Origin of the sequence: Azonexus caeni (genome assembly GCF_048146105.1) — a bacterium.
Taxonomy (GTDB): domain Bacteria; phylum Pseudomonadota; class Gammaproteobacteria; order Burkholderiales; family Rhodocyclaceae; genus Azonexus; species Azonexus aromaticus_B.
In genome coordinates this window covers 31,310-45,186 of record NZ_JBKJAD010000004.1, presented here as the reverse complement: position 1 = coordinate 45,186, position 13,877 = coordinate 31,310, and the positions used below count along the sequence as shown (strand labels likewise).

Here is a 13,877-nt window from a genome sequence, read left to right as displayed (position 1 = left end):
CTATCTACCGGTCGCCTGCCAGCCTCCCCCCAAGGCGAGATAGATGCTGATCAAGGCTTGGCGTCGCTCCAGCAAGGCCTGCGCCTCCTGCGTTTCGGCCGCCAATAACTGGCGCTGGGTATCGAGCACTTCGAGGAAATTCGTCGTGCCGGCCCGGAAGCGCAAATCGGCGAGGCGCATCGCTTCTCGGGAAGCAGCAACGCGGCGAGCCTGGGTTTCCATCAGCGCATCGCTGGTTTCATAGGCAACCAGGCCATTGGCAACTTCGCCCAAGGCATTGAGAATAGTTTTCCGATAGTTGATGACTGCCTGATCAAGCCGGGCTTGTGCTGCTTCGCGGTTGAAGTAGATCTGACCGCCGGCAAACAGTGGTTGCAGCAGGTTCGGGCCGATACTGGCAACGGCTGGCGCTCGCCCGTGCACGACATCGGCCAGGCTGGTACTTACGCCACCGAAGATCGCGGTGAGCGAAAGGCTGGGGAAAAACATTGCCTTGGCTTCGCCGACACGAGCATTCGCAGCCATCAGGCGAGCTTCGGCCTGACGAATATCCGGCCGCTGTTCAAGCAGCCTGGATGGCAATCCCGGTGGAATCAATCCGGGCAGCGCCAGTTTGGGTGGCACATCCAGACGGAAGGCTCCCGGATTGCGACCGAGCAACAAGGATAAGGCGTTTTCCGTTTCGGCAATCTGGCGGCGCAACGTCGGCAGGCTAGCTTCGGTCGCCGCCAGCGCACTTTCCTGCTGACGCTCCTCAGCCGCGGAAGAAATGCCGGCCGCCGAGAGGCGCTTGATCAGGCGCAGCACTTCACCTTGGTTGCGCGCGCTGCGCTCGGTAATGGTTAGGGTGTCATGCAGCGTAGATAACTGAAAATAGTAGCGTGCGACGGTGGCAACCAGCGAAGCCTGCATGCCGTGCAGGGCTTCCTCGCTGGCCAGCAGTTCAGCCTTGGCGGCTTCGCTGGCGCGGCGGTAGCGTCCCCAGAGGTCGATTTCCCATGAGATGCCGGCGCCACCGAGGTAGCTGGCCGTGAAGCGTTCGCCGGGTTGGCGGATGGTGGGCGAAGTATTGAGCGATATAGAACCCTGCGGCCAGAGCGGTGCTCGACTGACACCGGCCAGCGCTTCGGCTTCGCGCAGGCGGGCCGCAGCGAGCAAGGCATCCGGGCCGGCACTCAAAGCTTCTTCGATCAGGCTTTGCAGGGGAGGATCGGTAAATACCTCGCGCCAGTTGCTGTCAGCCAGCGAAGGGGCCTTGGTGTTTTCCGGGCTGGCACCGCGATGGCTTTCCGGTAGATTGATTTCCGGACGCTGGTAATCCGGGCCAACGGCGCAACCGGCAACGAATAGGCTGGCGATCAACACTGTGGGGGGAAGACGGCGGATCATGCCTGGACCTCCGGCTGGTCGGCTGTTTTTTTGGAAAAACGGACGACGATGCGATCGACCGCAACGAACAGGACCGGCACCATGAAAATGGCGAGTAGCGTTGCTGCCAGCATGCCGGCAAAAACCGTAATGCCCATCGACACCCGCGCTGCCGCACCGGCCCCGGAAGCGATGATCAGCGGCACGACACCGAGGATGAAAGCGAAGGAGGTCATGATGATCGGGCGCAGACGCAGCTTGGCAGCACCGATGGCTGCACTCACGGCATCCTCGCCTTCTTCCCGCTTCATCTTGGCGAATTCGACAATCAGGATGGCATTCTTGGCAGCCAGGCCGATCAGCAGGATCAGGCCGATTTGCGCGTAGATATTGTTGGTCAGACCCGTCAGCCACAGGCCGAGCATGGCGCCGAACACCCCGAGCGGTACGGCGAACAGCACGGCGAAAGGCACTGCCCAGCTTTCGTACAAGGCGGCAAGGAAGAGGAAGACAAAGACGATGGCGAGCCCGAAAACGATGGGTGCCTTGCCGGCCGACTCTTTCTCTTGACGGCTGATCCCCGACCATTCGAAGCCGTAGCCGGCTGGCAAGGTCGTAGCCGCAACATCTTCCATGGCGGCAATGGCATCGCCCGAGCTGTAGCCAGCGCCGGGGTTGCCGCCCAATTCTGCAGTACGGTAGAGGTTGTAGCGTTCCAGAACCGTCGGTGCGCTGGTCGGCATGGGTGTAACCAGCGTCGACAGCGGAATCATCTGGTTGTCGCCGTTGCGGACGTGGAACAGCCCAATACCCTGAATGTCGCTGCGATATTCGGGTTCTGCCTGCATAGTGACCTTGTAGGTGCGCCCGAAGCGGCTGAAGTCATTGACGTTCAGGCCGCCCAGGAAGGTTTGCAGGGCACTGGTCACATCGGAAATCGGCACACCCAGTTTCTTGGCTTTTTCCCGGTCGACCGCAAGACGATAAGCCGGCGTGCGCGGATTGAACTTGGAATAGATGCTGCCGATTTCCGGGCGCTGGCGGGCAGCAGCCATGAAATCGTCGGCCACCTTGGCGAGTTCCTGTGGTGTGCCGCCGGCGCGGTCCTGCAGCTTGAACGAGAAGCCACCGGTAGAACCCAGGCCGGGAATGGGTGGCGGGTTGAAGGCAAGGATGATGGCCTCCGGTAATTTGGCTGCCTGCAGGTAGGTACCGATGATCACCGTCTTCAGCGAATCGGTGCTGCGCTCCGCCCAAGGTTTCAGGGTCGCAACGAACAGCGCACTATCGGATTGCGGTGCCCCGTTAAGGATGTTGTAGCCATTGATGATCAGGCGCTTATCGACTGCTTCATGGCTCTTCAGGATGGCGTCCACCTTGGTGGTGACGATTTCCGTCCGGTTCAGCGAAGCGGCTGCAGGCAACTGAACGCTGCCCAGAAAATAACCTTGGTCTTCGGACGGGACGAAGCCGCCCGGTACTTTATTCATCAAGCCGAATGCCGCGAAGATCAGAATGCCGAGCATTAGCAGCGATAGCAGGCTGCGACGGATCAGGGTCTGTACCTTGCGGCCATAGCTGTCGGTCAGGCGTTCGAAAACCCGGTTGAAGCCGCCAAAGAAGCGCCCGGTAAGGCCTGGCCGTTGGTTTTTGTCCTTTGGTTTGAGCATCAAGGCACAGAGCGCCGGGGTCAGCGACAGGGCGACGAAAGCCGACAAGACGGTCGAGACGGCGACGGTGATGGCGAACTGCTTGTACATGACCCCCGAGATCCCGCCCAGGAAAGCCACGGGTACGAAGACGGCGGCCAGAATCAGGGCAATGGCGACTACCGGCCCAGAGACTTCTTCCATGGCGCGCAGGGTTGCATCCCGGGCATTCAGGCCGCTGTGCTCCATGTGGTGTTCAACCGCTTCGACGACAACGATTGCGTCATCGACCACGATGCCGATGGCCAGCACCATGCCGAACAGGGTCAAGGTGTTGATCGTGAAGCCGAGCAGCGTGAAGGCGGCAAAGGTGCCGACCAGCGAGACTGGCACAGCGAGCATGGGAATGACGGTCGCCCGCCAGTTCTGCAGGAAGAGGAAAACAACCACGAGTACGAGCAGCAGCGCCTCGAAGAAGGTATGCACCACCTCGTTCAGCGAGGCCTTGACGAACACGGTGTTGTCGAGCACCACGTCGTAGCTCAGGTCAGCTGGGAAGGAGGTGGCTAGCGACTTCAGTTCGGCATTGATCAGCCCGGCAGTTTCCAGCGCACTGGCGTCGGGCGTCAGGTTGATGGAAAAGGCGGCGGCCGGATGGCCATTCAGACGCGACTGAAAAACGTAATCCTTGGCGCCCAGTTCGACGCGTGCCACGTCGCGGACGCGGACGAAGGAACCATCAGGCTTCGCGCGAACGATGATTTCCTCGAATTCACTGACTTCCGACAGGCGGCCGCGTACTTCGACGCCGTACTGGAATTGTTGCGTTTTCGGGGCCGGCATCTGGCCGACCTGCCCAGCCGGGGCCTGTGCATTCTGTTCCTGAATGGCACGATAGATATCAGATGGCGTCACGCCCAGGCTGGCCATGCGATCCGGCCTCAGCCACAGACGCATGCCGAATTCAGCACCGAACAGGCTGACGTTGCCGACGCCCTTGATCCGCTTGATGGCCTCGACGACATTGATTGTTGCGTAATTCGCCAGGAACAGTTCGTCGTAGGTACCGTTCGGCGACACCAGCGCCAGGTACATCAGCACGTCAGGTGTCTGCTTCTTGGTGGTGATGCCGGCGCTAATCGCCTCCGAAGGCAGGCGGGCGTTGGCCTGGGATGAGCGGTTCTGGACCTGTACTGCTGCGATGTCGGCGTTGTTTTCCAGACCGAAGGTGATGTCGAGGTTGTAGCCTCCGTTGCCGGAGGAGCTCGAACTCATGTAAAGCATGCCTTCGACGCCGTTCACCTGCTCCTCGATGGGCTGGGCGATGGCCTGTTCGACCACCTCGGCACTGGCACCAGGATAGACGGCGCTAACCCGGATGGTTGGCAGCGTGATCTGCGGGTACTGGGCAATTGGCAGACTGATGCCGGCGATGATGCCGCACAGCGTCAGGACGATGGCGGTGACGATGGCGAACACCGGCCGATAGATGAAAAACTTGGCCATGTTCGCTCCTTAAGGCTTGCCGGCCGTCGCCGCATCGAGCGGCTTGACGACGGTGCCGGGGCGCGCTTTCTGCAAACCTTCGACGACAATGCGCTCGCCAGCCTTGAGGCCCTCTTCGACCAACCATAGCTCACCGATACGGGCACCGGTGCGAATCGGGCGCTGTTCGATCTTGTCGCCGGCCAGCACGACGCTGGCGAACTGCTTGCCAAGTAGTTCGGTGACGGCCTTTTGAGGAACCAACAAGGCGTTCTGCGCGACCTCGTGAACGATGCGAACACGGGTGTTCATGCCCGGCCGGAGCAGACCATCCGGATTCGGGAAGACTGCCCGCAAGGTCAGCGTACCGGTCGCCGGGTTCAAGGCGCGATCGGTAAAGTCAAGTTGGCCCGACTGGGCATAGGTACTGCCGTCAGCCAGGATCAGATCGATCGGCGCCTTGCTTTCGCGTTTCTGGGCCTGGAATCGCTTGGCGAAACTGATGTAGTCGACTTCGGGAATGCTGAAATAGGCAACGACGGGGTCCAGTGTCGACACCGTGGCGAGCACCGTCTGGCCGGCGGTGGCCAAGGCACCGACTTCAATTTTCTGCAATCCGATCTGGCCGGAAATCGGTGAGCGCACATCGGCATACGAGCGATCCAGTCTGGCCTTTTCCAAACCGGCGCGGCGCGCCTGGGCAACTGCTGTGTTCTGCTGTTCGTAAGCGACTGCCTGATCGTAGGTCTGGCGTGGAATGGCGTTGTCGGGCAGAAGTGGCTTGTAGCGAGCGACGTCCTGGCGGGCCCGGGCAAGTACCGACTCGGCCTCGGCCAGCTTGGCCTGGGCATCGATGATCGCTTCGTCGTAAGCGCGCGGGTCGATGCTAAACAGCAACTCGCCTTCCTTGACCTTCTGTCCCGGCTTGAAGCTTTGCCTGATCAACTGGCCGGAGATACGTGGATAGATGTCGACCTCGCGATAGGCTTTGACCTCAGCCACCAGATCAACCATCAGCGGGGTGGTCTGGCCAGCGAGCGTTTGAACGATCACCTCGGGTGGTGGCGGGGGGGCGGGCTTTGATGTTTCCTTGCAGCCGCCGGTTGCCAAAAGAGCCCCGAGCAGCAGTGTACAGGTGAGGGAGGGAAACTTTGACTGACCTGGCATGGGCTCCGGCTCCTGGCGTTAATATGTGGTTGGCAATCGATTAACCTTACATCCTAATCATCTTTGGTGTCACCTTCCGAGCGAGGCCGCCCATTTTGGGCGGAGTGAAATTTCCCTGTATTCCCCAGCCGGTAATATTGGGGGCTTACATTCCTTCTATATAAGGATAAGGCAATGAAGAAAATCATGTTTTCCGGCCTTTTACCCGACGTGACTGAAGAAGCAGTCAGGAAATCACTGGAAAAAGTCGGGCCGGTGCATACGGTTTCCATCATCAAGGATGGCGATGCCAGCGCACCGCTCGTCATTGTCGAGATGGACATCAGTGACGTGCAGGCATTCCAGCTCACTTCACGCGTCACCGACTACTGGCACGACGGGCACATGATCAATGCCCGCTTGCTGTTGCACTGAGTGTGCCGAAAGCATTGCAGACAGCCCTGAGATAAGCATGCGGATTGCGATTACCCTGCTGTTGATTGTGCTCATGGGGACCTCCCATGCGCAACAGCCAGCTTTGCGCAGCGCTTTGGGGGGCAAGCCGGCAGTAGCGGCGACCGTTGATGTTGCTGAAGAGCGCGCCAAGCTGGAGACCCAGCTTGGCGAGACCTTGCGCCAGCGCGAAGCGGAACTGCCCGGTGCCAGGGAGACAGCCAGTGCCGACTCGGTGCGTGCCGCCGACAGACAGCGACTGCTGGACCATCTGGCTTTTCTGCAAGGTGAGCGAATCAAGCGCCTGGACGAACTGGGTGCATTGCAGAAGGCTCCTCCATTTACATTGGCCAGCCTGCCGGTGGTGCACGCGATAGGGGCGACGCCACCTTATTCGGCGCTCGCCGTCGACGCCCTGCGCGATGAACTGGCCGGCGTGCAGGACAAGGTTCAGGCACTGGATTCCGGGCTCTCGGCTCGCGAATCGGAAAAGCAGATCTTGGTCGAACAATTGCGGCGGGCCGATGAGGCACTTCGCCTGGCAGCTGATCGACTAGCGCTGACCGGCAACGACGGCAATGGGCTTGTCGCACGCTGGGAGCATGAGCAGGTTGAATTGCGGCGACGGACGGCCGAGGCGGAACTGGCGCTGCTGGCCATCGATATCGATAAACTCAAGCTGCAAAAAAGTGCCTTCGTCGTCCAGGCTCAGGAAATGCAGGCACTGGTGGCCAAGGTCTTGCCGGCACAACGGATTTCCGAACAGGACCTGAAGACGCTGAAGGAGCGCACTACTGCCGCAGAGGAAAAGCTGCGCGAGGAAACCGATAAGGTCCGCCGGCGCCAGTCTGCCCATGAAAAAGAGCAAAAAGAACTGTCGGCAAGCGGGCCACCAACCGACGGCGAGCGCCTGCAACGCGTGAATTTCCTCAAGCAGGCACTGATCATCGAAGGCAACATCCTTGAGGGCTTGAACGGCCTGCAGTTGCTGGCCCAATTAAGGACCGACATATGGGAAAAGCGTTACCTCGGGCAGGCATCCAACGATATGCTGCAACAGCGCCAGATGTTGCTCTCGTTCAACAAAATCCATCAAGGCCTGGTCAGCCGCAAGCGCCTCTCACTTGAACAGCGTGAGGCATCGGCGGTTGCTATCCGGGATCTGGAAACCAAGGTGGCCAATTTACCCCCGGGCAGTACCGAGCAACAGCTGGCCCGCGAAGAGTGGGCCCTACTCCAGGAACAGATTAGCGTTCATGAACGCCTGGAATCGGCGGCCAGCCGCCTGGAACGCCAGTTATCCCGCTGGCTGGCTGATTTCAATCAGAACGCCGATGGCAGCCTGACTGGCAGGGCCGGGGCATTGGGCGACCAACTCCACGAAACCTGGCGCGCTTTCTGGCAATACGAACTGTTTGCCGTTGAGGACGTGTCCGATGTCGATGGACGGAAAGTCAGCGTGTTTTACGGCATCACCGTCGGTAAAAGCGTCGGCGCGCTACTGCTGTTCGTTGTCGGCTACTGGCTGTTTTCGCGCCTGTCCCATCTGCTGTCGAAGATTCTGGTCAGCCGTTTCGGGATCAGCAACCAGCTGGCTTCGGTGATACGCCGCTGGATGATGATTCTTCTCGCGCTGGGGCTGATCGTTTTCATTCTCAATCTGGCACGCATTCCACTGACCGTTTTTGCCTTCATGGGTGGTGCGCTGGCCATTGGCGTCGGCTTTGGCACGCAGACGATCATCAAGAACTTCATCAGCGGCATCATCATCCTGTTCGAGCGCAAGATTCGGGTCGGCGACATCATCGAGCTCGGCGGCATGACCGGGCATGTCACTGCGGTGGATTTGCGGGCGACCACTGTCCGGGGCTTCAACGGCGTGGAAGCACTGGTGCCCAATTCCAGCTTTCTCGAAAACCAGGTCGTCAACTGGACCTATTCAAATCAACAGTTACGGCGTGAATTAAAGGTCGGGGTGGCCTACGGCTCCGATTCCGAGGCAACCACCCAATTGCTGATCAAGGCAGCCTGCGATCATCAAAAGGTGCTGAAGACGCCGGCCCCGGAAGTGTATTTCGAGGATTTCGCCGACAGCGCCTTGTTAATGGTGCTGATTTACTGGGTCGAACTGGGCCCGGGCACGGTGGCCCGCCGCGTCGATAGCGATTTGCGCCATACGATCTATCGACGTCTCACCGAGGCTGGAATCGCCATCCCGTTCCCGCAGCGCGACGTGCATCTCGATTGGGCGCGTCCGGTTCCTGTCATCATGATGGATGGTGCGTCGTGACTCGGCCCCCTCATCTGACGGCTTGCCACGAGTGCGATCTGCTGCTCCGCGAGATCGACCTGTCAGCTGAAAAGGGGACCGTTGCCTGCCCGCGCTGCGATGCCGAGTTGTACCGTGTGGGCCGCAACAGCCTGGAGCGCTCGCTGGCCCTGACTTGTGCGGCCCTGGTCTTGCTCGTGATTGCCACCACCTTTCCCATCGTTGGCCTGAATATCCAGGGGCATGAGATTGAAACGACCGTCTTTGGCGCCGCACGCCAACTGTGGCGCGACGATATGCCGGGCGTGGCCGTCCTGCTGCTGGCGACGACGGTTCTAATCCCCCTGATCGAACTGTGCGCCCTCGGCTGGCTGCTGCTACCGCTGCATCTGGGGTATCGCCCGGCCGGCTTCTCCCGCGTCTTCCGTGCGCTTCAACTGGCGCACCCATGGGCGATGGTCGAGGTTTTCATCCTTGGCGTCCTGGTCTCTCTGGTCAAGCTGTCGCATTTGGCCGATGTCCTGCCGGGGCCAGCGATCTGGTGTTTCGGCGCGCTGATGCTGGTCTTGTCGGTATTGAGCTCCATCGTCGATTACCGCGAACTGTGGCAAACCTGGGAGGCAGCCGAAGCATGAGGGCGATCACGGCAGCCGAACAGGGCTTCGCCTTGTGCGAGGTGTGTGGTCGCCTGGACAAAATGGCCGAACATGCGCGTTGCCCGCGTTGCAATGCCCCGCTACATCGACGCAAGCCCCATAGTCTGGAACGCAGTTGGGCCTTGTTGATTGCTGCCTACGTGCTTTATTTGCCGGCCAACCTGCTACCGATCATGGAAACCCGCTCCCTGTTCGGCGTGCAGCGCGACACCATCATGAGTGGCGTTGCTTTCCTGTGGAATTCCGGTTCTTGGATGCTGGCCCTGATCGTTTTTGTCGCCAGCGTTGCCGTTCCCCTGCTCAAGCTGCTGTCACTGACTGCGTTATTGCTGGCTGTACAGCGGCGCAGCCAAGGTGAGCCGCTCCAGCATGCCCGCCTGTATCGCCTGCTGGAATTGGTCGGACGATGGTCGATGCTCGATGTCTATGTCGTGGCCATCCTGGTGGCCCTGGTACAAGCCCAATCCCTGGCTACCATGGCACCGGGGCCTGGCGTCCTGGCCTTTGGCGCTGTAGTCGTCCTCAGCATGCTGGCGACGATGGCTTTCGACCCGCGCCTGCTGTGGGATATCAAAACCAATTCCAAATCCGAGAAAGAGCGTCGTGAGCGAGAACGAACAGCCCCTGTCTGACAACCTGCCTTCCGGACGCATCGTTCGGCCACGCCAGAGAATGACCATGATCTGGATCGTCCCGGCACTGGCCATCCTGGTAGGCATCGGTCTTGCCGTCCAGGCCATTCGCGCCCGCGGACCGGAAATATCCCTGCAATTCGTTGCTGCCGAGGGGCTGGAAGCCAACAAGACGCGTGTCAAATTCAAGGATGTCGAGATCGGTACAGTCAAGAGCATTGCCTTGAATCCGGATCGGAAATCGGTGCGGGTCAGCGTACAGATGGATAAGCAGGCTGAAGGCTTGCTGGTCGAGGACACCCGTTTCTGGGTGGTGCGGCCTCGTGTTGCCGCCGGTGGCGTTTCAGGGCTGGCGACCTTGTTGTCCGGTGCCTATATTGCGCTCGATCCCGGCAAGTCAGAGACTTCGCGCCAAGAGTTCGTCGGCCTGGAAGAGCCCCCGCTGGTTACTTCCAATACGCCAGGGCGCCAATTTGTGTTGCGGGCTGATGACCTTGGATCTCTGGATATTGGTGCGCCGGTCTATTTCCGGCGCATTCAGGTCGGACGTGTTGTGGGCTACGGCATGCAGAAAGACGGCTCCGGGGTATCAGTACGCATCTTTGTCGATGCGCCTTACGATGCCTTCGTAACCCAGGCGTCACGATTCTGGCATGCAAGTGGGATCGACGTATCGCTCAACGCCGACGGGGTTAAGCTCGACATGCAATCCCTGGTCAGCCTGGCGCTAGGAGGTATTGCCTTCTCGTCGCCGAATGGCAGCGACGAAGAGCCGGTGCAAAAAGCCGAGGCAGACTCCTCCTTCGTGTTGCATTCCGACCAGGCGGCAGCCAACCGGATACCCGAAACACGGGTTGAAAAATATGTTCTCACCTTCCGCGAATCCCTGCGCGGTCTGGCTGTCGGCGCCCCCGTCGATTTTCGTGGCCTGGTGGCGGGGGAGGTCTCGCGTATCGACCTGAATTTCGAAAAAGAAAAGACTGATTTCACGATGCTGGTCGAGATCAGCCTCTACCCTGACCGCTTTGCCAAGCGCACGCGAAACCAAAGCGGCGACGAGGTATCGGCGAAGGCATCTCGGGATATCCTCGAGAAGATGGTTGGCAAAGGTTTCCGGGCCCAGTTGCGTACAGGTAACGTGCTGAGCGGCCAACGCTACATAGCCCTCGATTTCTTTGCCAATGCCAAGGCCGGCAAGATCGACTGGTCTCGGCGTCGGCCCGAGTTGCCGGTCCAGCCTGGCACACTCGATTCGCTGCAGGACCAGCTGTTGGCTATTGTCGAATCCCTGCGCCACACGATGCAGCACGTCGACCAACTGGTGGTTCGCCTCGACAAGGAGGTGGCGCCCGAACTAACGGCCACCCTGAAAGATGCGCGCAAGACGCTGGATAGCGCCGAACGGATGCTCAGCTCGGCCGACAAGGCGCTGGTCAGCGATGCGCCATTGCAGCTTGAGATGCGCGATACCTTGCGGGAGGTTGGCAAGGCCGCAACGGCCGTACGCAACCTGGCTGACCTGCTCGAACGCCAGCCAGAAGCCTTGTTGTCCGGCAAGAAAGGGGAATGAACATGGCTCATAAAAAGTGGCTTGCCTGTCTGGGTGTGGTTTTTCTGCTGGGGGGCTGTGCGAGTACTCCGGCTCCAGTTTTCTACACGCTGGACAACGGCATCGAACAACCCGGCCCGCAAGGGGTAGCGCCCAGTATCGTGATCACCCAGACCAATCTGCCTGAATTGATCGATCGCCCGCAACTGGTGACCCGCATGGCCAACAACCAGGTCCGGATCAACGAACAGCAACGCTGGGGCGAACCCTTGCGGCGGGCTATTCCTCGGGTGCTGGCAATGGAACTGGGCCGCAAGCTCGATACCGGCAGGATTGTCTCTGTTCCTATTGATGCCCAGCGTATTGACGCCGATTTCCGCCTGTCTCTGGAGGTCCAACGCCTGGAAGTGGTCGAGGGACGTGGTGCCGATGCCGATATTGTGTGGCGACTGGAGTCGCGCCACGGCAAGGTCGTCCTCGGGCGCAGTGTCCTGCACGAAACCGAGCGCTCTGCCGAGCCCAGTGCCTTGATTGCGGCGCAACGCCGTGCCCTGGCCGTTATCGCGGCCGAGATCGCTGATCAGGTGCGCCGTTGGCAGGAAGCTGCCAAATGATTCATCGCCTGCTCGCATTGTGCTGTGCGCTACTACTGGCCGGCTGCACGAATTTCATGGAGTTGCGCCAGGAACTGCAGGAATCGAAAACCCAGCTAGGACGCATTGCCGGGACGGTCGTTTCGCCCAGTGCCAGCCCATCAATCATCTGGGTCGGCGTCAGCCAGCCATAGCCGCCGACTGCGCCCTGATAGACATAGGGCAGCACGGCATACGCACCACCAAAGGTGAGCAGCGCGGCCTTGGTGAAGAACCAGCCCATCTGGGTCAAGGTATGGTCCCAACCGTAACGGGCGGTCAGCATCCCCATCGGCACCAGCCACAGCAGCATGCCGACGAGTGCGACTTTGACCAGCCTGCTCCAGGCAAACAGAGCATGCGCAGGGGTCGGCGTGTCATCATCAATCAGTGCTCGGCCAAACGACTTGTCTGCCTTGCCATGTCCGCCACCGGCCTTGAACTTGTCCGGTGCAATGCGCCCGCCGAAGTAGCCAATTGCTGCTGCCGCCGCCACGATAGCCGGGAACGGCACATTGAGCGCGAAGATGGCGACAAAGGAGGCTGCCGCAACCGCCCACAGCACATTGTTCTTCAGTGCACGTGAGCCGATGCGGTGGGCAGCCTGGACGACGATGGCGGTTACAGCCGGTTTGATACCATAGAACAGGCCGGCGACCAGCGGCACATCACCGAAGGCGATATAGACCCAAGACAGCCCAATCAGGATGAACAACGAGGGCAGCACGAAGAGTCCACCAGCCACGATGCCGCCCCAAGTGCGATGCATCAGCCAGCCGATGTAGGTTGCCAACTGCTGAGCCTCCGGACCGGGTAGTACCATGCAGTAATTGAGGGCATGCAGGAAGCGGCGTTCGGAAATCCAACGCCGGCGCTCCACCAATTCCTGATGCATGATGGCAATTTGTCCGGCGGGGCCGCCAAAGCTGATGAAGCCGAGCTTTAACCAGAACAGAAAGGCCTGCCAGAAGCTGACTTTGGCAGGTTGTTCATCGAGTGATTCGGGTTTTGCTGTCAGGGTTGTATTCATGATTTCGGGCCTTTCTCAAAGGAGGCCATTAGTCCGTCAAAGATATTGCTGGCCAGAGCCAGAAGTTGGTCGTCGTCGAGGATGGTGTCGCGCAGGCCGGCCAGGGCGCTTTCGATGCCAACGGCCTCTGGCGGTTGTACGCCACCTACGTCGAGGAAGTGCACCAGGGCACCGAAGCGTTGCAATGCGGGGGTTTCCAGGCCGAAGCTGGCGAGCAGCACTTCGAAGCTGACCCGGGCACCGACATGGGTGAAGGTCGCGCCGTCGAAATCGAAGCCCAAAGCCTCAGCCGGGCAGTCAGCCGGCGTTGCCAGCCAGAGCAACTTGGCTTGCGGGTCGATGTAGCGATAAATCAACCAGGCACAGGCCAGCCTATCCACCCAGGGACGCCGACGAGTCGCCCAGAGTCGCCCCTGGTAGTTCTGGATGTGCAAGCGAGCGATGGCATCGTTCACCGGATGCGGTTCATCGGGTGACAAGGCCCAAGCTGCTCGCTGTTCGAGGTCACGCAGAGCCTCATCGGCCTGCTTCTGAGCTTCGCCAGGAAAGAAGTCGATAGCTGCCAGATTGCCAAACGCCTTGCGCAGCTTACGCGCTTGCTTCAGGGCTTCGTTGGCCGTATCTGGACTGAGTGCGCTTCGGGCTGCTGAAATGTCATTCAGCAAGCTAGCAAAATCAGCGCTGCGGTCGAATAGCGCCACAAAGTTGCCATCGGTTGGCTCTTCGAGGCGGACGACCAGTGCTGTTCCATCCGCTGCACGAACGTCCGTGGCCACGCTATCCAGCGTGTTTTGGCAATCCTCCCGTTCCGGCATCAGATAGACGCCATCCCGGAGGACCGCAGCGCCCGACGCCTTGAGGCTACGCCAAGCACGCATGCGGGCAGTCGCATTCTCCGTGGGGAGGCTGGTAATGAGTGAAATCCATGTAGTCATGAATACACTCTACAATAGAGTAATGTTTTCTACAAATTTGTTCTTAGTCTACGTAAAAATAGTGACTCACCTG

At 59.9% G+C, this 13,877-nt stretch carries 10 protein-coding genes and 1 pseudogene; 6 read left to right on the top strand and 5 right to left on the bottom strand.

The genetic code is table 11. The features are described from left to right. From ACLIIZ_RS06645 to ACLIIZ_RS06635, 3 genes are read right to left on the bottom strand one after another with little or no spacing between them, the layout of a single operon-like run. Positions 1 to 1,389 carry an efflux transporter outer membrane subunit gene (locus ACLIIZ_RS06645; protein ID WP_416691324.1) on the bottom strand — a complete coding sequence of 463 codons (1,389 nt, stop codon included), beginning with the start codon at positions 1,387 to 1,389 and terminating at the stop codon, positions 1 to 3. Further along, a complete protein-coding gene (locus tag ACLIIZ_RS06640) occupies positions 1,386 to 4,523 on the bottom strand; it encodes an efflux RND transporter permease subunit (protein WP_416691323.1) in 3,138 nt (1,045 codons plus the stop codon). The genes ACLIIZ_RS06645 and ACLIIZ_RS06640 overlap by 4 nt, the downstream gene beginning before the upstream one ends. Before the next feature lie 9 nt (positions 4,524 to 4,532). Further along, entirely contained in the window at positions 4,533 to 5,669 is a 1,137-nt protein-coding gene (locus ACLIIZ_RS06635; protein ID WP_416691322.1) for an efflux RND transporter periplasmic adaptor subunit, read from the bottom strand. A 174-nt stretch (positions 5,670 to 5,843) separates the two neighbouring features. Here ACLIIZ_RS06635 and ACLIIZ_RS06630 point away from each other — a divergent pair, with 174 nt between their 5' ends. The 6 genes from ACLIIZ_RS06630 to ACLIIZ_RS06605 are packed head-to-tail and all read left to right on the top strand — an operon-like array spanning position 5,844 to position 11,821. After that, positions 5,844 to 6,083: an RNA-binding protein gene (locus ACLIIZ_RS06630; RefSeq protein ID WP_416691321.1), complete on the top strand. Its 240-nt coding sequence runs from the start codon at positions 5,844 to 5,846 to the stop codon at positions 6,081 to 6,083. Positions 6,084 to 6,120: 37 nt separating this feature from the next. After that, on the top strand, positions 6,121 to 8,391 hold the full coding sequence (locus tag ACLIIZ_RS06625) for a mechanosensitive ion channel domain-containing protein (protein WP_416691320.1): 2,271 nt from the start codon (positions 6,121 to 6,123) through the stop codon (positions 8,389 to 8,391). Then, the gene (locus ACLIIZ_RS06620; protein WP_416691319.1) at positions 8,388 to 9,005 is read left to right on the top strand and encodes a paraquat-inducible protein A; all 618 of its coding nucleotides are present in this window, start codon (positions 8,388 to 8,390) and stop codon (positions 9,003 to 9,005) included. The genes ACLIIZ_RS06625 and ACLIIZ_RS06620 overlap by 4 nt, the downstream gene beginning before the upstream one ends. Further along, positions 9,002 to 9,658: a paraquat-inducible protein A gene (locus tag ACLIIZ_RS06615; protein ID WP_416691318.1), complete on the top strand. Its 657-nt coding sequence runs from the start codon at positions 9,002 to 9,004 to the stop codon at positions 9,656 to 9,658. Before ACLIIZ_RS06620 ends, ACLIIZ_RS06615 begins: the two co-directional genes overlap by 4 nt. Positions 9,659 to 9,704: 46 nt before the next feature. Next, positions 9,705 to 11,228, top strand: a complete 1,524-nt coding sequence (locus ACLIIZ_RS06610; RefSeq protein WP_416691317.1) for a PqiB family protein — start codon at positions 9,705 to 9,707, stop codon at positions 11,226 to 11,228. Positions 11,229 to 11,230: 2 nt separating this feature from the next. Next, positions 11,231 to 11,821 (top strand): PqiC family protein, encoded by a 591-nt coding sequence (locus ACLIIZ_RS06605; RefSeq protein ID WP_416691316.1) that lies wholly within the window; start codon positions 11,231 to 11,233, stop codon positions 11,819 to 11,821. Positions 11,822 to 11,936: 115 nt separating this feature from the next. On the opposite strand, the pseudogene ACLIIZ_RS06600 reads toward ACLIIZ_RS06605, so the two are convergent. Both ACLIIZ_RS06600 and ACLIIZ_RS06595 read right to left on the bottom strand, forming a co-directional pair. Beyond that, positions 11,937 to 12,869: pseudogene (locus ACLIIZ_RS06600) on the bottom strand (chromate transporter); the annotation flags it as partial. Continuing rightward, a complete protein-coding gene (locus tag ACLIIZ_RS06595) occupies positions 12,866 to 13,804 on the bottom strand; it encodes a chromate resistance protein ChrB domain-containing protein (protein ID WP_416691315.1) in 939 nt (312 codons plus the stop codon). The gene ACLIIZ_RS06595 and the pseudogene ACLIIZ_RS06600, both read right to left, overlap by 4 nt. Positions 13,805 to 13,877: the final 73 nt, after the last annotated feature.

Excerpts from the sequence above, each read along its gene's own strand:
- ACLIIZ_RS06645 (WP_416691324.1), bottom strand. The coding sequence starts at position 1,389 with ATGATCCGCCGTCTTCCCCCCACAGTGTTGATCGCCAGCCTATTCGTT.
- ACLIIZ_RS06640 (WP_416691323.1), bottom strand. The coding sequence starts at position 4,523 with ATGGCCAAGTTTTTCATCTATCGGCCGGTGTTCGCCATCGTCACCGCC.
- ACLIIZ_RS06635 (WP_416691322.1), bottom strand. The coding sequence starts at position 5,669 with ATGCCAGGTCAGTCAAAGTTTCCCTCCCTCACCTGTACACTGCTGCTC.
- ACLIIZ_RS06630 (WP_416691321.1), top strand. The coding sequence starts at position 5,844 with ATGAAGAAAATCATGTTTTCCGGCCTTTTACCCGACGTGACTGAAGAA.
- ACLIIZ_RS06625 (WP_416691320.1), top strand. The coding sequence starts at position 6,121 with ATGCGGATTGCGATTACCCTGCTGTTGATTGTGCTCATGGGGACCTCC.
- ACLIIZ_RS06615 (WP_416691318.1), top strand. The coding sequence starts at position 9,002 with ATGAGGGCGATCACGGCAGCCGAACAGGGCTTCGCCTTGTGCGAGGTG.
- ACLIIZ_RS06610 (WP_416691317.1), top strand. The coding sequence starts at position 9,705 with ATGATCTGGATCGTCCCGGCACTGGCCATCCTGGTAGGCATCGGTCTT.
- ACLIIZ_RS06605 (WP_416691316.1), top strand. The coding sequence starts at position 11,231 with ATGGCTCATAAAAAGTGGCTTGCCTGTCTGGGTGTGGTTTTTCTGCTG.
- ACLIIZ_RS06595 (WP_416691315.1), bottom strand. The coding sequence starts at position 13,804 with ATGACTACATGGATTTCACTCATTACCAGCCTCCCCACGGAGAATGCG.